Below are 25,070 nucleotides of genomic sequence, written 5' to 3'. Positions count from 1 at the left end.
TAAGCAACATGGCGCGTTTCATTCTAAGGAAACTGTTTTACGGGCTGCTAGTGTTACTGGGCGTAGTGATGGTGGTATTTTTCCTCTTCAACGTACTGCCTGGCGATCCTGCCCGTTTAACTTTGGGCCAGCGCGCCGATGTGGCCTCTCTGGAAAATGTGCGCCGGGAGCTGCACCTCGATAAGCCGCTCCCGGTGCAATTCTTATTGTACCTCAACGACCTTTCGCCCATCGCCGTGCATCCACGCGCAGAGGCGGAGGCCAATCTTAATTACCTGCAGATAAGTGCACTGAGCAACGACCGTTTACTCGTGCTTAAAACACCCTACCTGCGGCGGTCTTACCAGGGTAAAAAAGATGTTTGGGAGATACTGACCGAAGCCTTACCAGGCACGCTCGTACTGGCCCTGGCGGCAATGCTGTTCGCCACGGTGGTCGGTATAGCGCTCGGTATTTTGTCGGCCGTAAAACAAAACACCTGGATGGATACCAGCGCGGTATTTGCCAGCGTGATCGGCATCTCTGCCCCGTCTTTCTTCGCGGGCATTGTACTGGCTTACCTGTTCGGCTTTGTGCTGACCGATTACACGGGGCTGCATATGACGGGCAGCCTGTACGACATCGATCCCTTTGCCGGCCGGGTACTAAACCTCCGCAACCTCGTACTGCCCGCTATCACACTCGGTATTCGTCCGCTCGCGATCATCGTGCAGCTTACCCGCAGCGCTATGCTCGACGTACTCGGGCAGGACTACATCCGCACCGCCCGCGCTAAAGGTTTGCGCAGCGGCGTTATACTTTACAAACATGCTTTACGCAACGCCCTTAATCCCGTGATAACCGCCATCACCGGCTGGTTCGCGGAGTTACTTGCCGGCGCCTTCTTCGTGGAATACATCTTCGGATGGAAAGGAATCGGTAAAGTAACCGTAGATGCGCTGGAGAAATTCGACTTCCCGGTAGTCATGGGCGCCGTACTTTTCACAGCCGGAATATTTGTGATCATCAACCTTCTGGCAGATATATTGTATAGTATAGTGGACCCCAGGATTAAAATGGGATAACTGCCATGGAACAACATATCGTAAAAATCCTTTCCATTACACCCGTTACCCACGACGTAAAATGTTTCCGTTTCGAGAAGCCCGAAGGTTATCGCTTTTCGCCCGGACAGGCCACAGAAGTAGCCATCAATAAACCTGGCTGGGAGCAGGAGCGAAGGCCTTTTACGTTTACTTCCCTCAACGAAAATCTGTACCTGGAGTTTACCATCAAAGGTTACCACGACCATAACGGTGTTACCCATCAACTGCACAGGTTATCCGAAGGTGATGAACTGTTGATCCACGATGTATGGGGCGCGATCGAATATAAAGGGCGCGGTTACTTCATTGCCGGTGGCGCCGGTATCACGCCCTTCCTGGCCATTTTGCGCCAGCTGAAAAAGGATGATAAGATATTGGGCAACACGCTTTTCTTTTCCAATAAAACCGCTGCAGACGTGATCTGCGAAGATGAACTGCGCGACATACTTGGTCCTGAAGCGCACTTTATGCTCAGCCGCGAAGAGAAAACCGGTTACGGCCATGCGCGCATCGACAGCACCTTTCTGAAACAACATGTAGCCGACTTTGACCAGTACTTCTATGTTTGCGGCCCCGATAAAATGATCGCGGAAGTGAACGGGCACCTGGCCGAACTGGGAGCCAAGGCGGAAGTACTCGTTTTTGAACAATAAAAAAAGCGCCGCCTGGTCTGCGACGCTTTTTCTCTCATAAACAGGCGATTATTCCCTGATGAACTTTCGCTGTTCCTTCGTTTCTCCATGTTGTATTTGTAAAATGTACATCCCTTTACTAAGTGTAGATACGTCTGCCTGGTACAGGCCTCCCTTCACATTACTTACATCCCTGATCACCCGGCCATTTAAATCGATGATGTGGATGCGATAGCCCCCCGGTTGCCGGCTAACACCGCCACTGAATCCTACCGTATGGAAGCGCCAGTGCTCCGACGTATCGATAGGCGCGATATTGGCGAAAAAGTAATTCACATCATCTACCACATCGGCAAAGTTCCAAACCGGCCTGGGTATAGTCAGCACCTCCCAAACGATCGTATCGCCGGGCCCGCGTACCGTACGGCCGTCCCAGTTATGTCATTATCTACGAACAGCTTCTGCGGCGCCTCCACATTCTGGTTACAGGTGTATTGTCCGTCGCCGGTGAAGGATAGCAGGATGTGCCTTTCGCCGTTACCCGGCGACTTAAAATAACCGTGCTCCCGGCCGTTGTACGTCCAGCAAATCTGCGTCCGGCACATGCCCGGTAGGTTGTGCAAATGCGGACATGCATAGCAACAGGGAAAACAAAAGGAGTTGTGATCTTTTCATGAAGGGGATATTTAGAGGGTTACAGATAAATCGAGGTTTCCTGATCGTAAAAGAACGGAATCGGGCAGAGCAGTACAATAACACGAAATAGGGAACGTACTGCAGCGGTGTGTCAGCAGAGTGACAGGTCGAAAATAGGTGCAGGATCCTTCGAAGATCCTTCGAGGATCCTTCGAACAGCCTAGGTTCATCCTAGGTTCATCCTTCGTTCAACCTAGGTTCAACTTAGGCTCACGAACGAAGGTTGAACGAAGGATGAACGAAGGATGAACGTAAGATGAACCTAGGATGCAGCAAGGAAGCAGCAACGATGCAGCTAGGATGTACCAGGCGGCCAGTGGGCTGCAGCAGTGGACGCCGTCCCGAAGAGGGAAGGAGTCGAGGGTGAAGCAGTGGACGCCGTGCTGAAGAGGGGGAGGGATCAAGGGTGAAGCAGTGGACGCGATGCTGAAGCAGGGGATAATCGGGACTGACCCAGTGGACGCGATGCTGAAACAGGGGTGAGAACCGGGGCTAAAGCAGATTTACACCCCGGTCAAATCATCCGGAGTTAAGGTTCACACCCGGAGCCGCCACGTCGCGGAGTACATCACAAACACCCTAAGCCCTTCAAAATCAACCCTCTTTAAAAAAATCAAAAAAAAGTTACTATTTTCTGTAACAAACGATTTTAACAGTCGTCTTCCTAGTACTATGTCATTAGAACTATTTCTTTCCCAGGTAATGCCCGTAAAGCCAAAGCTGCTACGCTTTGCTTACCGCCTGCTAGGAAATGAGGAAGATGCTAAGGACATCATCCAGGACGCGTTAATGAAAGTGTGGCACCATAAGGAAAGGATGAATGAACTGCAGAACCTTGAAGCCTGGTGCATGCGCATCACACGTAACCTGGCACTGGACCGTATGAAGTCTAAAAAGTTCCGCCAGTCGGACGACCTGGACCATGTGCGGGAGTTGCCGGCCAACACGCGGAACCCGCACGCGAACATGGAACAAAGCGATACGATGAAAAAAGTTCATCAGGTAATACAATCGCTGCCGGAAAAATACCGTACCCTCATCCAGCTTCGGGATATGGACGGTTACGCTTACCAGGAAATAGCAGACATCCTGGAGATAGACCTGAACGAAGTGAAAGTTAATTTGCACCGCGCCCGTAAAACGGTACGCGAGCAGCTACAAAACATGCATGTATATGGATTACAATAAAACAAGGGCCCTGCTGGCCAAGTATTGGGCCTGTGAAACATCGGAACAAGAAGAAGCCGACCTGCGCAACTTCTTTGCCAGCCATACGGACGCATTACCGGAAGACCTCCGCGAAGCTGCCCCCATGTTCCGGTACTTCCATGCAGCCGCCGGCCTCGAGCTGGATATGCCTCAACTGGACGAAAGTATTTTTGTAGTGCAGCCGGTAAAGCCCGCCGCTAAGGTGATCAGGCCCTTCTGGCAGGATTGGATGAAGGTAGCAGCGATTCTGCTCATGGCATTTGGTGTGGGCTACTCCATTCATCAGTATGAAGAAAAAAGCGCCAGTGCCGTAGCCCTCAAAATGGATACTTACCAGGACCCGCAGAAGGCTTTTGAAGAAACGCAGCGCGCCCTTAAACTCATCGCCAAAAATATGAATAAGGGTACCCGCCAGATGGAAAAACTCGCTTACTTCAACGAGGCATCGGAGAAAGTAAGAGCAAACTAAGACCGTTCTAGAACCAATATATAACCAGTATTACAATCAAGATTAAATCAATTCAGATGAAAAAGATAATCATGCTGCTTGCCTTTACCCTCACCACAGCGTCGCTGTGGGCCCAGAGCAGTATCGACAAGTTTTACCAGAAGTACGCCAACGACGAAAGCTTCACCGTCATCAATATCACGCCTAAAATGTTCACTATGTTCAGTAAGGTCGATTCCAACGACCCCGATGCGAAAAAGGTGATGCAGGTAGCGAAGAAACTGACCGGCCTGCGCATCCTGGTGAATGAAGGTGGTAAAGACGCCAACCGGTTGTTCCACGAAGCATCCGGGCTGCTGTCGAAAGACTTTGAAGAGCTGATGACGATTAAGGACAAGGAAACGAACCTTAAGTTCATGGTGAAAGAAAACGCGAAAGGCAATATTGCAGAACTGATCATGCTGGTAGGCGGCGACGAGTTTGTTGCCCTCACCATCACCGGCGACATCAGCCTGAGCGAGATATCTTCTATCGCGAAAGATATGGACATCAGCGGGTTTGATAAACTGACCGCGGTGGACAAAGCACCTAAAAAGAAGTAACACACAAAATACCGCAGCGCTTGCATTACCGCCATTCTACAGGCGTTGCGGTATTCAAACACAGCTACCTTAACCCGAAACGCGGCAGTTGTTGCATTACCGCCGTTCTACAGCAACTGCCGCGTTTTACCAACATCCTCCTGTATGCTTAAAAGATTAGCCATCTGCTGCATCGCCTTCATCGCCTGCATGCTTTCTGTAACCTCTGCCAGCGCGCAAAAACACGTACTTCGCGATTTTCGCAAATCGTATTGGGGCAAAGGTGAAACATTCACCATCGGTTTAGGCTTTGTGCCTTTACGCCTCGCCGGTATGTTTATCGGTAAAAATTCTTTTGAAGGGGAAGGCCGCGAGGTGAAGCGCCTGCTGCGTAAGATCAAAAATATCCGTATTCACACCATCGAAAACGCCAACATCGCATCTGCAGATGTGGCCGACCTGAAAACCAAACTGGTAAACAAACGTTTCGAACCACTGATGGAAATTCGCGACGACGGTAGCCGGGTAGAGATCATGAGCCGCGGCAGCGAAAACAAACTCGGTCGCGTGGTAATGCTCGTACAGGACGACTCCGAAATGGTGATGGTGTCGCTCAACACTAAGATCAGCATGAACGACCTGGCGAAAGCGGCTAAGTATTTTAAGGATATGGATTAACAAGTACGTTTTTCAAGCTAGATATAGTAATTGTGGCCTGGTGGTTTGCGCACCGGGCCTTTTTTGTGGCTGGTCATGACGAATAAAATGAAGCAATTTTCGCCGATGTCTTCGAGGCTGGTAAGCAGGCGCCACGAATCACTTATCCGAAGACTGAACACGAGGCTGGCCGCACTTCGCTCGCCATAACGGAAAGCTGAATAGCGAAAATGCCGCACAAGTGAGTGACACAACGGCGGCTGAAGAGAGGGTCGGAAGATGACTACTTAATAATTACTTCCCTTACGGCAGGTTCCTCCAGCATCTCGTTCACGATCTTTACGATCTTGTCTTTCGAGTACATGAGTTCCTGTTTAAGGGGCCTACGGCGGTGGTGATGATGAGCTTACCGTCGATGAGGGCAATGCTTTCGGTGTAACGGGCGATGGTTTTTCCCATAAGCATTCCCCAGTTTTCCTGGATCTTTACTTCGAGCAGCCTGGGTTTCAGGCGGCTTTTGTTGAGATAATCGCGGAGGGCGTCGCCCATACTTGTAATACCGTAACGCATACAGCAAATGTACGTAATTCTACATGTGGATAAGCTGGATAATATCCCCATCGCCGTCAAAGGCCGCCAGCAGGCGGTCGGCGTGTGTGTCGGTGATAAAAACCTGTCCGTACTCGCCGCTCTTGACTAATTGAATTAGCCGCGACACCCTTTCCTGGTCGAGTTTCTCGAACACATCGTCGAGCAGCAGGAGGGGAGGGAACTGTTTAAATTGGCGGATTACCTCGTACTGGGCGAGCTTTAAGGCGAACAGGAAGCTTTTTCGCTGTCCCTGTGAGGCGCTGGACTTCATCGGGTAGCCATTCAGCAGGAACTGGAGGTCGTCGCGATGGATGCCCGTAGACGTGCGTTGCAGGGTTTTATCTTTCAGCTGCTGCTGGATCAACATTTTACGAAAGTCGCCTTCATGCAGGTGGCTCTGGTATTTAATATCTACGACCTCATGCGTGCCTGACAAATAATCGTACAGCGCCTGTACCCTTGGAATGAACGGTCCCAGGAAGTTGCGGCGGGCCTCGAAGACAGGAATACCGTGGTCGGCCAGCTGGTCGTCGAATATTTCGAGCAGCGCATCCTGGTTATGGCCGGTTTCGGCGATCGCCTTCAGCAGGCCGTTGCGTTGTAACAATATCTTCTGATAGGCGATGAGGTGGTCGAGGTAGCCGGGATTGAGCTGGCAGAGCAGGGCATCCAGCCAGCGGCGGCGTTCTTCACTGCCCCCGAGAATGATCTCAGCATCGTCCGGGGCGATCATCACCGCAGGAAACTGGCCGATGTGGCGGGAGAATTTGTCGTAGCTGTCGTCGTTCAAGGCCACGTCCTTTTTACCTTCTTTCAGCGTGCAAACGATCTTTTCCGTACTGCCGCCGCGCTCGAGTAATCCCTCGAGGCGGAAACCATTTGTATTGTACAGGACGTTTTGCGCCTCGGTAGTGGTGAAGTAACTTTTGGTAAAGCAGAGGTAATATATAGCATCCAGCAGGTTAGTTTTACCTGAGCCGTTACGGCCTGTAATGCCCACAATACGCTTCTCGAACCCGAAAACGCGTTGCGGGTAATTCTTAAACTGAACGAGTGATATTTTCCTGACCTGGAGCAAAATTGGTGCTTCGATTATGAACGATATGCAAAAGTGCTTGAATTTGATGAAATTGCATAATTTGACAGGAATAGTAATTCATATTACATTTTTAGGATTTTCCTGTTATATTTGCGGACAAATTTAGAAACTAGTGCAAACTAAAAAGGTTAAGGACGTGAAGACGAAATTCACCAAGGAAACATATCTATACTGGTACGAACTGATGCTGTTGCTGCGTCGCTTCGAGGAAAAATCAGGCCAGCTGTATGGTATGCAGAAGATACGCGGTTTCTGTCACCTGTATATAGGTCAGGAAGCTATTGCAGCCGGTGCGATGACAGCTACACGCCCGGAGGATAAATTTATCACCGCTTACCGCGACCACGCGCTGGCGATTGCTAAAGGTATTTCTGCGAAGGCATGTATGGCGGAACTGTATGGTAAGGCAACAGGTTGTTCGAAAGGTAAGGGCGGTAGTATGCACTTCTTCTCACTGGAACACAACTTTTTCGGCGGTCACGGTATCGTAGGCGCGCAGATCGGTACAGGCGCAGGTCTGGCATTTGCCGAGCAGTATAAAGGCACAGACAATGTAGCCCTTTGCTTCTTCGGTGACGGTGCATCCCGCCAGGGTATGCTGCATGAGACCTTCAACATGGCCATGCTGTGGAAACTGCCGGTGATCTTTATTTGTGAGAACAACCGTTACGCGATGGGTACTTCTGTAGAACGTACTTCTAACGTACTGGACATCTATAAACTGGCTGATGCCTACGAAATGCCGGCGGATTCTATCGACGGTATGAGCTGCGAAGCGGTTCACGAAGGTATTGACAGGGCAGTGAAACGCGCCCGTGAAAACGGTGGCCCGACCCTGCTGGAAATCAAAACTTACCGCTACCGTGGTCACTCCATGAGCGACCCTGCGAAATACCGCACCAAAGAGGAAGTAGAAGAATATCGTGATCAGGACCCGATTAACCAGGTACTGAAAGTGATCCAGACCAACAAATGGGCTACTGAAGAAGAAATCGAAGCCATCAACGAGCGCGTGAAGAACGAAGTGGAAGAATCTGTAACCTTTGCAGAAGAATCTCCATGGCCTTCAGACGACGAGTTGCTGAAAGACGTGTACGTACAGCAGGATTATCCTTTTATTGTTGATTAATACCATAAAAGCAAGGTTGACGGTGCATCTGCATGGATCTTCGTCAACCTTCTTTTTATTTATAACGCTCCTTACGGAAATATTTAACACATCTACAAATGGTAGAGAACAAAACAGATATCCAGCAACCACAAGGCGCCGGACAGGGTCCTAAGAAATCGAGGGACTTTGACCTGGAGTCATCCATGCACAATGCAGAAGATTTCTTCCAGAAAAACAAAAAGGTGATTACTATCGGCCTCGTGGCAGTAGTAGTGATCGTTGGCGGATTTTTCGCCTATAACCGCTTCGTGAAAGGCCCTAATGAGCAAAAAGCTCAGGAAATGGCTTTCCCGGCACAGCACTACTTCGAGGTAGACTCGTTTAAACTGGCGCTGAACGGCGACGGTAGCAACTACGGCTTCCTGGAAGTGATTAAAAAATACGGTGGTACAAAAGCAGGCAACCTCGCCAAATACCAGGCAGGTGTTTCTTATGTAAGACTGGGTGATTTTCAGAAAGGCATCGACCTGCTGAAAGAATTTAACGCAAACGATCTGCTTGTACAGTCAATGGCATACGGTATTACCGGTGATGCTTACATGGAACTGGGCAAAGATGCAGAAGCGATCGAGTACTACAAAAAAGCCGGCAACTACAACAACAACGAGCTTACCAGCCCGCTGTACCTGTTCCGCGCTGCACTGGCACTCGAAAAGAACAAAAAGAACGACGAAGCGATCGAGATCTACAAACAGATCAAAGATAAATATCCTACTTCCCAGGAAGCGAGGAACGTTGATATGTACCTGGCCAGACTGGGTGTAGTGAAGGAATAGGATTTAGCGCAAGGATTTAGTGATTAAGAAATTTCTGGTATGTCTATACATAATCAAAGCGTACTGAATGATGCTGGCATTCTCCAACTGGAGAGTGCCAGTGTTGTTATGATCTATACGGAATGGAACGATTTCGTAACGAATGAGCTGGTAGCGGGATGCGAACGCACCCTGGCCGGCTACAACATTAAAAAGACCTCCAAATACCAGGTGCCCGGCGCTTTTGAGCTGCCTTTCGCGGTAAAACAACTGTGGGAGAACACCCGCGGCACGGCCGATCAGCCAAGCGCTATCATTGCCTTTGGCTGTGTGATCCGTGGCGCGACACCCCATTTCGATTACGTATGTAAAGCAGTAACCGACGGCATTCTGCAACTGAACCTCGAACTGCCCGTACCGGTGATCTTCGGCGTATTGACTGTCGACAACATGGAACAGGCACAGGAGCGACTCGGTGGCGAGCATGGGCATAAAGGTGACGAAGCAGCCATCACGGCACTCAAAATGATCGCGTACCAGCGCCAGTTAGCGACCAACCGCTAGTTTTTTCTACACCAGGACAGTAAACCGACTCAAACACCCATGAACGTACAATTATTCATACCATGCTTCGTGGACCAGCTCTTTCCGGAGACCGCCTTCAACATGGTAAAAGTGCTGGAGAAACTGGGGTGTAATGTGAACTATAACCCCGAACAAACCTGCTGCGGCCAGCCCGCTTTTAACGCAGGTTACCGCGACGAATGTAAGTCCGTCGCCACCAAATTTGTAAAAGACTTTCGTACATACGATTACATCGTGGCCCCCAGCGGCTCGTGTACAGGCTTTGTGCGCAACTACTACGGTAAGTTGTTCGACAACTCCGCTACGCATAACGATGTAAAACTGCTGAAAAAGAACCTGTTCGAATTTACAGAGTTCCTTACCGAAAAGCTGGGCGTTACCAACCTGGGCGCCACGCTCAACGGTGTTGGCACCTACCACGACGCTTGTGGCGCCTTACGCGAATGCGGCATTAAGGAAGGCCCGCGCAAGTTGCTCGAAAACGTAAAGGGACTGGAAATGAGAGAAATGACCGACTGTGAAACCTGCTGTGGTTTCGGCGGTACCTTCTCCGTTAAATTTGAACCGATATCCGTTGGCATGGGCGAACAGAAGGTATTAAACGCTATCGACGCCGGCGCCGATTACCTGATCAGCACCGACCTGAGTTGCCTCATGCACCTGGATGGCTATATCCGCAAACATGGCCACACCGTTAAAACCATGCACATTGCCGATGTGCTGGCCAGCGGGTGGTAATTATAAAACCGATCACATGAATTATTGGCTCGTTAAGTCAGAACCATTTAAATACTCCTGGGACCAGTTCGTAAAAGACGGCCAGACCTTTTGGGACGGCGTACGTAACTACCAGGCGCGCAACAACCTGAAAGCCATGAAAAAAGGCGACCAGGTACTATTTTATCACAGCAACGAAGGTCTTGCCGTAGTGGGCATCGCCAAGGTAGCGAAAGAACATTACCAGGACCCTACTACCGACGATGCCAATTGGGTAGTGGTTGACCTGAAGCCTGTGAAGGCCATCAAAACGCCGGTAACGCTGGCGCAGATGAAGATAGAAAAACGCCTCGCCAACCTGTCGCTGATCCGCCAGGGAAGGTTATCGGTTTGTAATGTCACCGAAGAGGAGTTTAATACCATCCTGGAGATGGGCGGTATGTAAGACGAAAAATTTATGACGATAGGGGATGCCCGGCCGCGCAGCGGTCGGGCATTTTTTTATACATACTTTATGGAATCGGTCGGCGAAATTCATCCTGTAGCAAATCGATATACTATGATTACGCGCATTCCGATTATCACCTTAGTTTGTTTTTTAGTGCTGACTGGTTGCCGCCAAAGACAGGCGGCTGCGGTGGAAGCCCAGGTAGCGGCTTCGGCAAGGGCGGAAGAAGAAGCAGCCGTGGCATCGAAACAGATGCTGGAGGCGAAGGACGACATGGTTGCTGCCAACTCGTACGCGCTTGCGGACCTTGCGATACAGGCAGCCCCGCCAGTTGCGCCGCCCCAGGCCACCATTACACAAAAAATCATTCGCAATGCGACCGTCAGCTTTTCCGTTGACAACTATGAAAAGATCAAAGCGCAGATACGTCAATCGATCACCGGTCACAAAGGTTACATCTCCTCCGAAAACGAAACCCGCAACGATCTCGAGGCCCGCACTACGATGCAGGTACGCGTACCCGCCGACAAGTTCGACGCCTGCCTGGCAGGATTAGCCGGCTTCGCCAAACAGCTCGACGAAAAAAACATTACCTCAGAAGATGTGACCAAACAATATGTAGATACCGAAGCCCGCATGCTCGCCCGCAAAGCTGTAGAGCAACGGTACCTGGCCATTCTGCAGAAAGCAGGTAAAGTGGAAGACATACTTGCGGTAGAAGAAAAGCTGAATGAAACCCGTGAAGAGATTGAAGCAGCTGAGGCATCGCTCCGTTACATGGACCAGCAGGTAGCGATGAGCACCATCACCCTTAATTTTTATCAACCGTTTGCACAAACTGTACATAACACGCCGGGCTTCTTCGGCAGACTAGGCATTTCGTTGAAAGAAGGCTGGAATAATGTGTTGGATGCGGCACTTGGCGTCACCGCCGCCTGGCCTGCATGGCTGCTGTTGATCGTGGCTTTCTTCGCGGGCAAACGCATCTACAAACGTTTCAAAAAAGAAAAAACAGTGGCGGTATAAGTTGTTGTTTTTATCGATAACTTACGGGTATGAAACCCGTACTCGTAGTTTTAACAGGAGCTGGAATCAGCGCTGAAAGCGGCCTCCGCACGTTTCGTGATAGCGATGGCCTGTGGGAAGGATATGATATTTACGAAGTGGCATCGCCCATCGGCTGGAATAAAAATCCGCAGCTCGTGCTGGACTTTTACAACATGCGCCGCCGCGATGTTTGCAATGCGCAACCGAATGCCGCCCACTTCGGGTTAGCACAACTGGAAGAAGTATTCGACGTACGCATCATCACACAAAACATAGACGACCTGCACGAACGCGCCGGCTCTACCAATGTTTTGCACTTACATGGCGAGATCTGTAAAATGAGAAGTATTCATGACGAGGATACCATTTACCCATACACCGACGATATTCGTCTCGGCGACCTGGCACCGGACGGTGGACAGTACCGCCCGCACATCGTGTGGTTTGGCGAGGCAGTGCCCATGATCGAACGGGCGGCTGCCGAAGTAGCGAAAGCCGATATGTTCGTGGTGATCGGCACCTCGCTTAACGTATATCCGGCAGCGGGACTGGTTGACTTTGCCGGCGACCATGTACCAAAGTTCGTGATCGACAAAAAAGCGCCGGAGGTACATGGTTTGCCCAATGTGCAGGTGATCGAAAAGCCGGCGACAGAAGGGGTACAGGAACTGATTACATTGCTTACACAATAAAAAAAGGCCGTCCCGCAGGATGGCCTTTTCTCCATTTTAGTTTTGTATTAAAGACAGTGTTATCATAGGAAAATATCTTTCTACTCAAAACTCTCTTCAAACCTGATATCGTAGTCTTCCAGTTCCCGAAGGACCGGGTTATAAATTTCGGGCATTACAGGGATGTGCAGCCCTGTTAATTCAACCTTATCGCTCAGCATCAGTTTCGCCAGTATACCCATGGGTAAACCTACTGTCTTAGCCATTGCCGTGCGAAGATTATCTTCCCCTTGCGCGATCATATAGCTGTGCAGGCGGGTGGCCATGTTGCGTCGCTCAAACTCAATTTCGTGCAGCATCACGATCATGTCTTTATCGGCAGGCTCCATGCGAAGTTTCGTTTCGAGGATGTGTTGCAGGAGGCTCACGTTCGTTTGCTCTCCTAAATTAATCATTTCCCCGTTTAAAATCCCCAAAAACTTAAGCTGGCGAATGAGTTTCGACTTGCTGGACACGCCCAGGAAGCCTGCGATGTTTTCCTCGTTGCTCAGGTGTTTATCAAGCGTCACCTTTTGAGCGGCCCACTTGAAGTAAGTCATGTTATCGGTATTGAACGGCCCGCCCTCGGCAGTAAGCCCTAATTTCACGATGGCGCTCCAGCCCTCTATAAAGTCAGGATAGCGCAGGGTGGCCCGCATAAAAGTGGGTATATTTTCGAGCTGATACACTTCCACGTAATTGAGCGAATCTCGATTAGGATAGAACGCCAGTTTGCCAATGCCCGGTACCATAACCGTTTTAGCCTGGTCGAACAGCGTTTCGTAGGGAATATCTTTAATCTTCCCCTTTTCCCGGTAGATGGCGCCTGAGGAGCCGGCCAGCACGATATTCCGTGGGTTCCAGGACACCTTGTACTGCCAGGGATTATCATTGCTTTCGGGCGAAACGAGTCCGCCGCAATACGATTTGAAGGCGTAGATCTGTCCGCCCTTCTTTTCGATCGAGTGGATCAGCTTCATGGCCGACATATGATCGATGCCAGGGTCGAGGCCCATTTCATACATGAACAGGAGGCCTGCTTTTTCGATGTCCGGCGCGAGCTGCCTTATTTCCGGGTCGATGTAAGAGGCCGTAATGAGATTTTTGCCCAGTTTAAGGCAGTCCCTGGCGACTACAATATGCAGGGCAGGGGGCAGGAGGGAAAGTACCAGGTCCGCTTCCGCAATGAGCGGTTGCCGGGCTGCATCGCTGGTGATGTCAATTGCTGCGGGAGTTGCATAATACGATTTTCCGATCTTCGATTTGATCAACATTAAGTCATGGTCCGCTACTGTCACATGCCATTTCTGACGTGGAGCGTTTGATAGCAGGTAATCAATCAATACAGTGGCTGACTTCCCGGCTCCAAACAATAGAATTTGCTTCATAAATCTGGAAAATGGTTAAAAAAACTATCGGTGTAACTAAACTACCCTATAATGTTCGAAACATAATCCCGTTTCGTTTTGCAATGTTAAAATATTTTTGCCCAATTTAAGCTGATTTTCACGCGGTTACAAACTACTCATCTGCCCGGTGGAGGGCAAAGACGCATTAACCATAATGCGCATATTGAAATTTAACTGGAGATGATACGAATTTATCATTAAAATTTTAGATAATTGCAAAGCGGGGCGAAAAAAAGCGGTGAAAATAGTATCCAGATTTTATCAACATTGGGGGTAAATCCGCACTGAATACGGCCTGAATAAGTTATATTTGCTCTTCAAAATTTACAGCTGAAAAACCTGTAAACCAATAAAATAATGATAGAAAATACGGAAAATCCACAGGAAGGTAGAATTGTTCAGATCAACATTGAGGAACAAATGAAAACGGCCTACATCGACTACTCCATGTCGGTGATCGTAGGCCGCGCATTGCCCGATGTACGGGACGGCCTGAAGCCCGTTCACCGCCGCGTACTATTCGGCATGAACGAGCTGGGGAACAACAGTAACAAACCTTATAAGAAATCCGCGCGTATCGTGGGTGAGGTAATGGGTAAATTCCACCCTCACGGCGATGCGTCTATCTATGATACGATCGTACGTCTGGCCCAGCCCTGGAGCATGCGTTACATGATGGTCGACGGCCAGGGTAACTTCGGTTCTGTGGATGGCGACATGCCGGCGGCTATGCGTTATACGGAGATCCGTTTGCGCAAGATCGCAGAAGCAATGCTGGAAGACATCGATAAAGAAACCGTTGACTTCACCCTCAACTTCGACGACACCCTGGAAGAGCCGACGGTGTTGCCCACACGTGTTCCAAACCTGCTGATCAACGGTGCTTCCGGTATCGCGGTAGGTATGGCAACCAACATCATGCCTCACAACCTGTCGGAAGTGGTGGACGGCTGTATCGCTTACATCGACAACCGTGAGATCACCATCGAAGAACTGATCAAACACGTTAAAGCGCCCGACTTCCCGACCGGCGGTATCATTTACGGCTTCGACGGCGTTAAACAAGGCTTTGAAACCGGCCGTGGCAGGGTAGTGGTGAGAGGTAAAATCACTTCTGAAACGACCAAAGCGGGTCGCGAGAGACTGGTGATTTACGAATTGCCTTACCAGATCAACAAAGCAGTATTACACCAGAAGATCGCTCAACTGGTGAACGATAAGATCATCGAAGGCATTTCCGACGTGCGCGACGAATCTGACCGCGAAGGTATGCGCCTCGTGATCGACCTGAAACGTGAGGCTATCCCGAACGTGATCATCAACCAACTGTACAAATACTCGGAACTGCAAACATCTTACGGTATTAACAACGTAGCCCTGTCGAAAGGCCGTCCGCGTGTGTTTAACCTGAAAGACATGATCTCCGAGTTCATCGAGTTCCGTCACGAAGTTGTAGTAAGAAGGACCCAGTACGAACTGCGCGAAGCCGAGAAAAAGGCGCACATACTCGCCGGTTACCTCATCGCACTGGATCACCTGGACGAAGTGATCGCCCTCATCCGCAACTCGGCTACTCCGGATATCGCGAAAGAAGGTTTGATGAGCAACTTCGGTTTGACCGAAATACAGTCTAAAGCCATCCTGGAACTGCGTCTCCAGCGTTTAACAGGCATGGAACGCGACAAGATCCGTGAAGAATACGAAGAGATCATGAAACTGATCAACTACCTGAAAGAGATCCTGGGTGATGAAGGACTGCGTTTCAAAATCATCAAGGAAGAACTGGAAGATGTGAAGAAAAGGTTTGGTGACGAGCGTAAAACCGAGATCCAGTACCTGGCGAGCGAAATGCGTATCGAAGACATTATCGCTGAAGAAGATGTGGTGATCACCATCTCTCACCTGGGTTATATCAAACGTACTTCTGCTTACGACTACCGCCAGCAGAAACGCGGTGGCCGTGGCGCTATCGGCGGCAAAACCCGCGACGAGGATTATATCGAACACCTGTTCGTAGCCTCTACGCACCACACTATGCTTTTCTTTACCGAAAAAGGCCGTTGTTACTGGCTGAAGGTATACGAGATCCCAGAGGGCGAAAAATCCGGTAAGGGCCGCGCGATCCAGAACCTGATCACCCTGCCTTCCGACGATAAGATCCGTACGATCATCGACATCAAGGATCTGCAGGATAAAGACTTCATTAACAGTCACTATATCATGCTCTGTACCAAAAACGGTATCATTAAAAAGACCCTTTTGGAAGAGTTTTCGCGTCCGCGCCAGAACGGCGTAAACGCCATTACCATCAACGAAGGCGACCAGCTGCTGGAAGCTAAACTCACCGACGGAAACAGTGAAATGATGATGGCCATCCGCAGTGGCCGCGCCATCCGCTTTAATGAAAATACCGTTCGTGAAACTGGTCGTGGTGCGATCGGGGTGCGTGGTATTGAGGTAGACAACGAGAAGGACGAAGTTGTTGGTATGATTTGTGTTAATAAGGAGGACGAAACGCGCACGGTGCTGGTTGTATCCGAAAAAGGCTTCGGTAAACGTACCGAGATCGAAGAGTATCGTGTTACGAACCGTGGTGGTAAAGGTGTTAAGACCATCAGCGTTACGGAGAAGACAGGCAGCCTGATCGCCATCCTGGACGTAACGGAAAAAGATGACCTGATGATCACTTGTAAATCTGGCATCACCATCCGTATGGCAGTGGCGGACATCCGCGAAGCGGGTCGTGCTACGCAGGGCGTTCGTTTGATCCGTCTCGACGAAACAGACGAAATTGCAGCTGTAGCAAGGATCGACGAGCAGGAAGAACAACCGGAAGACTTACTGGAGGGCGAAGAAGGTATCGAAACAGAAGCTGTAGAAGGCGAAGCTACAGAAGAAGGTACTGCAGCCGCTGAAGGAGAAGAAGCCCCGGCGCCAACAGAGGAATAGCATCTAATTAATGTTAATCATAATTTAAAAAACCTGAGCCACATGAAAAAACTTATGTTGTCTTTTCTCTTTTGCTCTGCAGCCGCGTCCGTAATGGCGCAAAGGGCAAAAGTGAGCAGCGCAGAAGAAAGTTTATCTAAGAAGGAATACGACAAAGCGAAAGCAGACATTGAAGCCGCACTTCAGCACGATAAAACTAAAGATGATGCGAAAACCTTTTTCGTAAAAGGTAAGATTTATGAAGCGCTCGCCACTGAGAAGAAAAGCCTCGCAGATGCATTAACGGCTTACGACGCGTACAAAACCGCGATCGATAAGAATGCTAAATTGCCTGAGATGCTGCTCGAGATCAACGGCCGCATGTTTAACGTGTACGCTACTGTAGGTAACGCTGGTTACGCCGGCCTTAACGACCAGAAGTGGGATTCCGCTTTCGTCAACTTCCAGAAAGCTGTCGAAATTTCAAACTACTATAACTCAAAAGGTTTAAGTGGCAGCATCCCTACAGATACTGCAATGGTGTTTTACACTGGTTACGCGGCCCAACAAGCCGGTAAAAAGGAAGAAGCCTTCACTTACCTGAAGAAAGCGGTAGACCTGAAATTTGAGAAAGAACCAGCACTTTACGTATTGCTCGCTCAACTGTATGAAGAGAAAGCAGACAACGCTAACTGGCTGAAAACAATCGAAGACGCGAAGAAAACCTTCCCAGGTGACAAACGTTTTAACGATATGGAGATGATTTACTACTCTAAAACCGGTAAAACATCTGAACTGCTGGATATGCTGGAAAAGAAAGTAGCTGCTAATCCTACCGATTTCGCTGCTACCCTCGACTACGCTATTCGCGTAGATAACGTGGCCAACCCTCGCGGCGACAACGGTGCTGACCTGCCTAAACCAGCTAATTACGATGAGCTGATGAACAAAGCAGAAGGCGCTTATAAAAAGGCACTGGAAATCAATCCGGAAGACGCTACCGCTAACTTCCAGCTGGGTGCATTGTACTTCAACCGTGCAGTTGTTTTCAACAAAGAACTGAACGCGCTGGACAGCAAATCACAGACTGGCCCTAAAGCAAAAGAACTGCAAGGTAAAATGGAAACGCTGATGGGTCAATCCCTGCCTTTCTTCGAAAAAGCCGATGCTTCTTTTACTGCTAAAGGTGCTAACCTGGAGCCAGGCGATAGGGAAACCTACTACAACTGCCTGACTGCATTGTCGAAGATCTACGCTATCAAAAACATGAACGATAAAGTAGAAGCGACCAAGAAAAAACTGAAAGCGCTGGAATAACCGGCAACTCAAGATATTTCGCTTAAAAGGTGGTGCATTTGCGCCACCTTTTTTGTTTATGCAGATTCGCCACCTGTGGAAATGCCGCAGCATGCAGCATGTTCCGATTCATCCGGTAAGAGGGCTGCCCCGATTTTAACAATCTACCAGACACTTGCTACGGCTGGGCTGTAAACGGTTGTAACGCAGACCATTCAGATATGCATATTTCGTACAATAACCAGTAGCCCGTCATACTTTACTGATTTGAGCACAACACGTTAGCGCAATTGGCATGAAATTGACAGATCAATCGTTAGAGCCATTCACTATTCTTAACTACCAAAACCTTGTTTTTATGGCGACGAAATCAAACGACATTAATAGAAAAGCGACCGTGGCGAACAGCCGTCCGCAGACTGTTGATCGCGGCAATCGCCGAGTACAGGAGGATGGACAAGCCAGGCAGCACATCGACACTGACGCGCGCAAAAACCGGTACGAAGACCAGGAAGACTACGACGGTTATGACGAAACAAATGTGGGCCGCCATGCCGAAGACGACCGTCAGGGTGAAAATTTTGACGATACATTTGTGAGCGGATATGACGAAGACTATGAAGAGGACGAGGACCTGGATGCCGCCACGATGCATCAGCGCCGCGAGGCGATAAAAAGCGCAGGGGGCCGTTCGAGAGCGAACAAGGTGACTGACCGGCACGAGCATTCCGTAACCGGCGAAAGAAACCGTGAGCAGGGCTACAAACAGCGTGCAGGAGCAGCTACACCTAAAGCACGAAAAGGATCAACAGAAAAGAAGTAACGTGATAGCACGACGACGCAGCGATGTACAGCATGCTGCAACGTTAACGCATTAACACTTCTCCAATACTCTGACATTCATTATTAGTGTGTAGTTATAGTGTAAAATGGTTAATCGTAGCGTATGCTATGGTTAACCATTCTTTTTATAACGCAAAAACATTAACTTAATACCTCAAACCCAAAAATATCAGACGATCATGAAAGCCATAGCAGTAGCACATTTCGGCGATACCCCACTCTTAATGGACCTGCCAAGACCGGAAGTAAAACCCGGATGTATTTTGATACGCATTGCTGCAGCAGCCGTGAATCCTTACGACTGGAAATTAGTAGATGGCATCATGAAAGATCATATGCCGCACGTGTTCCCGCTGATCATGGGCAATGATGGCGCAGGTGTGGTAGAGGAAGTAGGGGCGGGGGTTACGCGCTTTAAAACGGGCGATAAAGTGTACGGACAATTCCTTCACAAGCCCGTTGGCGAAGGCGCTTATGCAGAATACGTGGTGGTACCTGAAAAGGCCGCAATTACGATCGCGCCAGGTAATATTCCTTTGGAAGATGCAGCTGCTGCACCCACCGCCGGTATGACCGCGATCCAACTCGTGGAGGCAGCTGAATTAGCCGCCGGACAGGTATTGTTGATCGTTGGTGGTACAGGGGGCGTAGGCTCGTTTGCCATACAGGTAGCAGCCAGTAACGGGATACACGTAATCGCCACTGTGTCGTCGGAAGAAGGAGCAACGCGTGTAAAGGCATTGGGGGCGAAAGAAACAATTAACTACATGGAGGCGCCGGTGGACGAGCAGCTGAAGAAATTACATCCTAATGGTATTGATGCGCTGATCGACACGGTGAACGATAAAAGTAAGTTTGAAGCGCTCAGCGAGCAGGTGAAAAAAGGCAAGGTAACGCTCACGACTAAATTTGTAACGAACGATTTCTTCCTGAAAGACCAAAAACTACACGGCGGCAACTTCGAAACGAAAAGCACCGTTGAGGAGATGGAGAAGTTGACCTCCCTGCTTCAACAGGGTACGCTGAAGGTACCAGTGGAAAGCCGCATTCCGCTGGAAGAAGCGCCCGTGGCGGTAGCACAGAGTAGGATGGGCAAAGGGAAGGGGAAAACGGTGATCGTTATTAATTAAGAAGAGCGGATCAAACGCGGCTCGCGTTATCACATCCGAGTGATGGTGACGCTATGTCGTAAACTCGAAAACAGCACATTATGCGGGGGCTCGTCGACCGCAATAGTTCAAGCGAATGCATCTGCCCGAATCAAGTGAACAACCTTAGCACAGTCGTCTCAATATTGGCTGGTATGGATATGTCAATTGTTTGAGATATTCAAAACTAAAGGGCTGACCAAAAAGTAATGGTCAGCCCTATTTTTTTCGGGTACCTGATAGGTTCATTTTACTTTTGGATCAGCTTTTACGCCATTAAGCACCTATAGTGATATCTTCATTTTTGTTGTAGCTGCTCGCTTCATCCAACTGCTGTACGGCGAGATCATCCAGACGAATGTCTGCTGCTTTGGTCAGTTCTTCAAGTTGCTCTACAGAAGTAGCGCTGGCGATGGGCGCGGCAATGGTCGTTTTCGCATTGAGCCAGGCAAGCGCAATTTGTGCTGGCGAGGCGCTGTACTGAGCAGCTACCGAATCCAACGCCTCCAGGATGCGCAGTCCGCGATCATCGAGGTATTTCTTTAAACCCTGTCCGCGAACACTTTTATTTAAGTCTTGCTCCGTGCGATATTTACCCGTGAGGAATCCGCTGGCAAGAGAATAGTAAGGGATTACGCTCAGGCCGTACTGCTGACAAAGCGGCTCGAATGCCTTTTCGAAGCCTTCCCGTTCGTACAGATTGTACTGTGGCTGCAGGCTTTCGTAACGCGGATAACCATGCTCCTGGCTGGCCTGTAATGATTGCAACAGTCGCTCCGGCGTCATGTTGGACGCGCCGATGTAACGCACTTTACCGGCTTTTACGAGCTCGGCGTAGGCTTCCAACGTTTCTTCCACCGGCGTGCTGATATCGTCGTAATGCGACTGGTACAGGTCGATATAGTCGGTTTGCAGGCGTTGCAATGACTCTTCCACCTTTTCTATAATGTATTTCCTGGACAGATCTTTTGGTCCGGGGCCTGGTTTGGAGCCGACCTTGGTGGCGATGATCACTTTATCGCGATTGCCGCGCTGCTTTAACCAGTTGCCGATGATCGTTTCAGACTCGCCGCCTTTGGCGCCCGGCGCCCAGTACGAATACACATCCGCTGTATCTATAAAAGTAAATCCGCTCGCCGTAAACGCGTCCAATAGCTCAAAAGAGCGCTGCTCGTCGGCCGTCCAGCCGAACACATTGCCACCAAAGGCCAGGGGTGCGAAGGACAGCTCCGTATTTCCCAATTTTTTCTTTACCATAACTCTTCCTCTTTTAAATGTTCCCTTATCGCACAAAATTAATACCATCGTTGCGCAGAATTTGGTGATTCGGAGAATTAACTTACCTTTGTACTGTAATAAAAAACATTACAGTATGAATAACGGCAGATTTGCCATATCAGTTCACATTTTAACCTTACTTGCTTGCGAAGATGGGTTGGTGTCGTCCGAGTATTTAGCGGGCAGCATGAAAGTCAATCCCGTACTGGTAAGGAAAGAACTGGCCAATCTGCGCAATTTTGGTTTAGTGGAAAGTAAGGAAGGCAAGGGAGGCGGAAGTACCCTGGCCAAACCGGCAAACAGCATCAGGATGTCGGACGTTTATGAAGCTGTTAAACCCGCTACCTTACTAGGGAAAAATCGAAATGAGCCCAACCCCGAGTGCACCGTGGGCAGGCAAATTAACGACCACCTGGACGCGCTTTATGCAGAGGCGGAAGCCTCGCTGCTGAAGAGCCTGGGTAAAAAGACCCTTGCCGAATTCGTACGGCAGTTTCACTAAGCTATTTTTTTACCCATAACTGTAACATATTTTAATACAGATTGTTATTTCTGAAGATTAAACACTGAACATCATGAAAATCGCATTAATAGGAGCAACTGGTTTTGTGGGCACACAAGTATTGAACGAATTACTTAACAGGGGCCACGAAGTAACCGCTGTCGCCCGTAACACCTCCAAACTCGAAGCTAAATCTAACCTCACTGTAAGACAGGCAGATATCTTCGATATAGATGCTACTGCATCCGTACTTGCCGGCAACGATCTCGTACTGAGCGCCTACAATCCCGGCTGGACGAATCCAAATATTGAGCAGGAGTTCATTAAAGGTTCCGAAGCGATACAGGCGGCTACTAAAAAGGCGGGCGTAAAGCGTTTCATCGTAGTAGGCGGCGCTGGCAGCCTGTACGTAGGCGATCAACAGCTGATCGACACACCCAACTTCCCGAAGGAATACTATAACGGCGCCAACGGTGCGCGCAAGTACCTCGATATCCTGAAAGGCGAATCAACCCTGGACTGGACGTTCTTTAGTCCGGCTATTGAAATGCACCAGGGCATTACCACTGGCAGAACGGGTAAATACCGCACAGGTACCGAAAATCCGGTGTTCGATGAAAACGGTCGTAGTATTTTGTCGGTAGAAGACCTGGCAATCGTACTGGCAGACGAAGTTGAGCAGCCCAAATTCATTAAAGCGCGCTTTACTGCAGCCTACTAAACTGCGAATACTCATGCAGCGTAAAACGTTTTTAAAGGCAATATCTTTGTTGCCATTGGGGATAAGCAATATGAGACTACAGGAATTTAAAAATATCACCGACACCTTTAGCAGCACGGCGCAAATGCCCGTGCTGTTTATCGGTCACGGCTCGCCGATGAACGGCATTGAAGACAACCCGTTTTCGCAAAGCTGGCGGAAAATGGGAGAGGAGATCGAAACACCCACTGCGGTGTTAGTGATTTCCGCGCACTGGTTAACGCAGGGCACAAAAATAACCGCCATGCCGAACCCGAAAACCATCCACGATTTCGGCGGCTTTCCGCAAGCGCTGTTTGATGTGCAATATCCTTCGCCCGGCAGCCCGGAATTGGCAAAGGAAACGTCCCAGCTGATCAAATCGACGCATGTGGGCCTTGATCACGAATGGGGACTTGATCATGGCACCTGGACTGTTGTAAGACATATGTACCCCAAGGCGAACATCCCGGTTTTACAACTCAGCATCGATTATAGCAAACCCGCTGAATATCATTACCAGCTTGCGAAAGAGCTGGCGGAACTGCGAAAAAAAGGAGTGCTGATCATCGGCAGCGGTAACATGGTACATAACCTGCGCATGATTGCGTGGGATAAAATGCAACAACCAGAATACGGCTACGACTGGGCGATTGAAATGAATAACAAGTTTAAGCAGCTGATTACGGATGGCAATCACCAACCGCTGATCCACTATGAGCAGATGGGTACCGCTGCCAAATACGCTATTCCTACGCCCGATCACTATTATCCGCTGATGTACATCCTTGGTTTACAGGGCCAAAAGGAACAGGCGCACTTCTTTAATGATAAAGCGGTAATGGGCTCCCTTACGATGACCTCCGTTAAAATCGGTAAAGTATAATTCCTGTTCGCGTAAAAAAATTCCCAATTGGATTAGCCGGCCTCCGCATGGTTTACTATCATTGCTGCCGGTATGGATTTACTAAACAGGCTTAGGAGCGGGGATGAGCTGGCCTTCAAAACCATCTTCGATACTTACTGGCAAAGCGTGTATAACGTACTGCTTAAATACACTGCGTCCGAAGCGGATGCGGAGGAATTAACGCAGGACATCTTCTATTCGTTATGGCAACGGAGAGAAGAACTTTGCCTGCAATCCGAGCTTTCCCATTACCTGCATGGTTCCGCCAAATTGAAGGCTTTTCAGCACCTGCGAAATCAGCATCGCAGTCAGCAGCGCATCAATCGCATACCCACGCCCGTTGAGACTTTGGAAACGCGGCAGCCGATGGCCTATAAGGAGCTGGAACTCGGGTTCAGCCAGGCGATCGACGAACTGCCGGAACCTGGCAAAGAGATTTTCCTCCTCAGCCAATCTGAACGTCTATCCCAAAAAGAGATTGCAGAAAAAACCGGACGGTCGGTGCAGATGGTGAAGTATTATGTAAGCAATGCCCGTCATCAACTTAAAGAGAAATTGAAGCACCACCTGTAGGCCGTTTGTCAACCCCATGTCATTCCTAAATAATTATTCCTTACTTGTTTTACCCTGATGCCGATTCCGGGAACTTATAGGTAAATGCTATAACACAGCACCTATGAACAAGGAGCTTCTTGACAAATACTTTTCCGGAGAATGTACCGAACGCGAAGCGGCCGAGATCGAGCGCTGGCTCGGTACGCACGAGCCGTTGCCTACACCCGGTGCGCCCGTCAATGAGGCTACAGGCAAGGCGATCTGGAAGTCATTACGTCAAAAAATAAATGTACGTGATCGACGCCCTTACCTGCGTATGGCGGCGGCGGCAGCCACTTTACTCGCCGTCGCGACCACGCTTTACGTCACATTGAACCGGTCTTCAACAGCCATTACCTGGCAAACGATCAACAACCCGGGTGGGAAGGAAGTAAGAATCACCTTGCCCGATAACAGCGTGATACAACTTAACGGCGGCACAACCTTACAATACCCGAGCGCGTTCCGTGATGAGCGTACGGTGAAATTGCTAGCAGGTGAAGCGTTCTTTGATATTGCACAGGATGCAAAATGGCCGTTTTTCGTGGAAACGGCGGGAGAGGGGCGAATACAGGTATTGGGCACCAGCTTCAATGTAAAATACACCCGGCAGTCGACGCTAGAACTGACGCTCGCGAGCGGCAAGATCAAATTCTCTACCGCAGCGCAGCAGGTGGCCCTGATGCCCGGTCAGCAGCTAACTTATACGCTCGCCAGTAAAGAAATATCACCGGCGATTACGGCTGATACGGGCGTGGTGCTTAGCTGGACGGGCAACCTACTACACTTTCGCAATACGCCGTTGAAAGAAGTATTTGAAGCTTTGGAAAGCCGCTACGGCGTTACGTTTGAGATAGCTGAGCCATTAACGCCGCAAACGATCAGCGGCAAGTTTAGCAGCCGTTCACTGGAAGAAATATTATCCTTAATAGAAAAAACAACAGATGTTAAATTCAAACTGCAGGAGAAACGTGTAACAGTTACGAGATAAAAAA

General features: G+C 49.4%; 27 protein-coding genes. 22 read left to right on the top strand and 5 right to left on the bottom strand.

All coding sequences use genetic code 11. The features are described from left to right. The first annotated feature begins 8 nt into the window (after nt 1–8). Nucleotides 9–1,064 carry an ABC transporter permease gene (locus tag MKQ68_RS08560; protein ID WP_264282927.1) on the top strand — a complete coding sequence of 352 codons (1,056 nt, stop codon included), beginning with the start codon at nt 9–11 and terminating at the stop codon, nt 1,062–1,064. A gap of 5 nt (nt 1,065–1,069) precedes the next feature. Continuing rightward, a complete protein-coding gene (locus tag MKQ68_RS08555; protein ID WP_264282926.1) occupies nt 1,070–1,738 on the top strand; it encodes an FAD-binding oxidoreductase in 669 nt (222 codons plus the stop codon). 48 nt (nt 1,739–1,786) lie between these two features. Here MKQ68_RS08555 and MKQ68_RS08550 read toward each other — a convergent pair whose 3' ends face one another. Beyond that, nucleotides 1,787–2,104 carry a T9SS type A sorting domain-containing protein gene (locus tag MKQ68_RS08550; RefSeq protein WP_264282925.1) on the bottom strand — a complete coding sequence of 106 codons (318 nt, stop codon included), beginning with the start codon at nt 2,102–2,104 and terminating at the stop codon, nt 1,787–1,789. Between the two features lie 981 nt (nt 2,105–3,085). On the opposite strand from MKQ68_RS08550, the gene MKQ68_RS08545 reads away from it, so the two are divergent. The 4 genes from MKQ68_RS08545 to MKQ68_RS08530 all read left to right on the top strand — a co-directional run bounded on the left by MKQ68_RS08545 (nt 3,086) and on the right by MKQ68_RS08530 (nt 5,329). Beyond that, nucleotides 3,086–3,601 (top strand): RNA polymerase sigma factor, encoded by a 516-nt coding sequence (locus tag MKQ68_RS08545; protein ID WP_264282924.1) that lies wholly within the window; start codon nt 3,086–3,088, stop codon nt 3,599–3,601. After that, nucleotides 3,588–4,091 carry a PG0215 family putative anti-sigma factor gene (locus MKQ68_RS08540; RefSeq protein ID WP_244837768.1) on the top strand — a complete coding sequence of 168 codons (504 nt, stop codon included), beginning with the start codon at nt 3,588–3,590 and terminating at the stop codon, nt 4,089–4,091. Before MKQ68_RS08545 ends, MKQ68_RS08540 begins: the two co-directional genes overlap by 14 nt. A gap of 56 nt (nt 4,092–4,147) precedes the next feature. Then, nucleotides 4,148–4,672, top strand: a complete 525-nt coding sequence (locus MKQ68_RS08535; protein ID WP_244837770.1) for a DUF4252 domain-containing protein — start codon at nt 4,148–4,150, stop codon at nt 4,670–4,672. A 144-nt stretch (nt 4,673–4,816) separates the two neighbouring features. Continuing rightward, entirely contained in the window at nt 4,817–5,329 is a 513-nt protein-coding gene (locus MKQ68_RS08530; protein WP_264282923.1) for a DUF4252 domain-containing protein, read from the top strand. 318 nt (nt 5,330–5,647) lie between these two features. On the opposite strand, the gene MKQ68_RS08525 is transcribed toward MKQ68_RS08530, so the two are convergent. Next, on the bottom strand, nt 5,648–5,878 hold the full coding sequence (locus MKQ68_RS08525) for a DUF721 domain-containing protein (RefSeq protein ID WP_264282922.1): 231 nt from the start codon (nt 5,876–5,878) through the stop codon (nt 5,648–5,650). A 19-nt stretch (nt 5,879–5,897) separates the two neighbouring features. Beyond that, nucleotides 5,898–6,977, bottom strand: a complete 1,080-nt coding sequence (gene recF / locus MKQ68_RS08520; RefSeq protein WP_264282921.1) for a DNA replication/repair protein RecF — start codon at nt 6,975–6,977, stop codon at nt 5,898–5,900. Between the two features lie 157 nt (nt 6,978–7,134). Here recF and pdhA point away from each other — a divergent pair, with 157 nt between their 5' ends. The 7 genes from pdhA (at nt 7,135) to MKQ68_RS08485 (ending at nt 12,413) form a co-directional block, all read left to right on the top strand. Next, on the top strand, nt 7,135–8,127 hold the full coding sequence (gene pdhA / locus MKQ68_RS08515; RefSeq protein ID WP_244837780.1) for a pyruvate dehydrogenase (acetyl-transferring) E1 component subunit alpha: 993 nt from the start codon (nt 7,135–7,137) through the stop codon (nt 8,125–8,127). A 98-nt stretch (nt 8,128–8,225) separates the two neighbouring features. Further along, nucleotides 8,226–8,945, top strand: a complete 720-nt coding sequence (locus MKQ68_RS08510; protein WP_264282920.1) for a tetratricopeptide repeat protein — start codon at nt 8,226–8,228, stop codon at nt 8,943–8,945. Between the two features lie 39 nt (nt 8,946–8,984). Then, on the top strand, nt 8,985–9,488 hold the full coding sequence (gene ribH, locus MKQ68_RS08505; RefSeq protein ID WP_244837784.1) for a 6,7-dimethyl-8-ribityllumazine synthase: 504 nt from the start codon (nt 8,985–8,987) through the stop codon (nt 9,486–9,488). Between the two features lie 39 nt (nt 9,489–9,527). After that, entirely contained in the window at nt 9,528–10,247 is a 720-nt protein-coding gene (locus MKQ68_RS08500; protein ID WP_264282919.1) for a (Fe-S)-binding protein, read from the top strand. A 16-nt stretch (nt 10,248–10,263) separates the two neighbouring features. Then, complete coding sequence (locus MKQ68_RS08495; RefSeq protein ID WP_264282918.1) at nt 10,264–10,671, top strand: EVE domain-containing protein; 408 nt, start codon at nt 10,264–10,266, stop codon at nt 10,669–10,671. A gap of 114 nt (nt 10,672–10,785) precedes the next feature. Then, nucleotides 10,786–11,700 (top strand): DUF4349 domain-containing protein, encoded by a 915-nt coding sequence (locus tag MKQ68_RS08490; protein ID WP_264282917.1) that lies wholly within the window; start codon nt 10,786–10,788, stop codon nt 11,698–11,700. A 29-nt stretch (nt 11,701–11,729) separates the two neighbouring features. After that, complete coding sequence (locus MKQ68_RS08485; RefSeq protein WP_244837790.1) at nt 11,730–12,413, top strand: SIR2 family NAD-dependent protein deacylase; 684 nt, start codon at nt 11,730–11,732, stop codon at nt 12,411–12,413. 80 nt (nt 12,414–12,493) lie between these two features. Here the strand turns inward: MKQ68_RS08485 and MKQ68_RS08480 are convergent, their stop codons facing one another. Further along, nucleotides 12,494–13,819, bottom strand: a complete 1,326-nt coding sequence (locus MKQ68_RS08480; protein ID WP_264282916.1) for a saccharopine dehydrogenase C-terminal domain-containing protein — start codon at nt 13,817–13,819, stop codon at nt 12,494–12,496. A 378-nt stretch (nt 13,820–14,197) separates the two neighbouring features. Here MKQ68_RS08480 and gyrA point away from each other — a divergent pair, with 378 nt between their 5' ends. The 4 genes from gyrA to MKQ68_RS08460 all read left to right on the top strand — a co-directional run bounded on the left by gyrA (nt 14,198) and on the right by MKQ68_RS08460 (nt 20,037). Then, on the top strand, nt 14,198–16,789 hold the full coding sequence (gene gyrA / locus MKQ68_RS08475) for a DNA gyrase subunit A (RefSeq protein ID WP_264282915.1): 2,592 nt from the start codon (nt 14,198–14,200) through the stop codon (nt 16,787–16,789). Nucleotides 16,790–16,831: 42 nt separating this feature from the next. Beyond that, entirely contained in the window at nt 16,832–18,085 is a 1,254-nt protein-coding gene (locus MKQ68_RS08470; protein WP_264282914.1) for a tetratricopeptide repeat protein, read from the top strand. 337 nt (nt 18,086–18,422) lie between these two features. Next, nucleotides 18,423–18,887 (top strand): hypothetical protein, encoded by a 465-nt coding sequence (locus tag MKQ68_RS08465; RefSeq protein WP_264282913.1) that lies wholly within the window; start codon nt 18,423–18,425, stop codon nt 18,885–18,887. Nucleotides 18,888–19,086: 199 nt separating this feature from the next. After that, complete coding sequence (locus tag MKQ68_RS08460; RefSeq protein ID WP_264282912.1) at nt 19,087–20,037, top strand: NADP-dependent oxidoreductase; 951 nt, start codon at nt 19,087–19,089, stop codon at nt 20,035–20,037. 294 nt (nt 20,038–20,331) lie between these two features. Here the strand turns inward: MKQ68_RS08460 and MKQ68_RS08455 are convergent, their stop codons facing one another. Beyond that, nucleotides 20,332–21,312, bottom strand: coding sequence for an aldo/keto reductase (locus MKQ68_RS08455; protein ID WP_264282911.1), 981 nt, complete (start codon nt 21,310–21,312; stop codon nt 20,332–20,334). A gap of 115 nt (nt 21,313–21,427) precedes the next feature. Here MKQ68_RS08455 and MKQ68_RS08450 point away from each other — a divergent pair, with 115 nt between their 5' ends. The 5 genes from MKQ68_RS08450 (at nt 21,428) to MKQ68_RS08430 (ending at nt 25,066) form a co-directional block, all read left to right on the top strand. After that, the gene (locus tag MKQ68_RS08450) at nt 21,428–21,835 is read left to right on the top strand and encodes an Rrf2 family transcriptional regulator (RefSeq protein WP_264282910.1); all 408 of its coding nucleotides are present in this window, start codon (nt 21,428–21,430) and stop codon (nt 21,833–21,835) included. Between the two features lie 73 nt (nt 21,836–21,908). Then, the gene (locus MKQ68_RS08445; protein ID WP_264282909.1) at nt 21,909–22,556 is read left to right on the top strand and encodes an NAD(P)-dependent oxidoreductase; all 648 of its coding nucleotides are present in this window, start codon (nt 21,909–21,911) and stop codon (nt 22,554–22,556) included. 70 nt (nt 22,557–22,626) lie between these two features. Further along, nucleotides 22,627–23,460: a 4,5-DOPA-extradiol-dioxygenase gene (gene ygiD / locus MKQ68_RS08440; protein ID WP_264282908.1), complete on the top strand. Its 834-nt coding sequence runs from the start codon at nt 22,627–22,629 to the stop codon at nt 23,458–23,460. A 72-nt stretch (nt 23,461–23,532) separates the two neighbouring features. Next, a complete protein-coding gene (locus MKQ68_RS08435; RefSeq protein ID WP_264282907.1) occupies nt 23,533–24,054 on the top strand; it encodes an RNA polymerase sigma factor in 522 nt (173 codons plus the stop codon). Between the two features lie 103 nt (nt 24,055–24,157). Next, complete coding sequence (locus MKQ68_RS08430; RefSeq protein ID WP_244837819.1) at nt 24,158–25,066, top strand: FecR family protein; 909 nt, start codon at nt 24,158–24,160, stop codon at nt 25,064–25,066. Nucleotides 25,067–25,070: the final 4 nt, after the last annotated feature.

The organism is Chitinophaga horti, assembly GCF_022867795.2.
Lineage (GTDB): Bacteria > Bacteroidota > Bacteroidia > Chitinophagales > Chitinophagaceae > Chitinophaga > Chitinophaga horti.
Note: the sequence above shows the minus strand (reverse complement) of the source record. Positions and strands in the feature narration are given on the sequence as shown.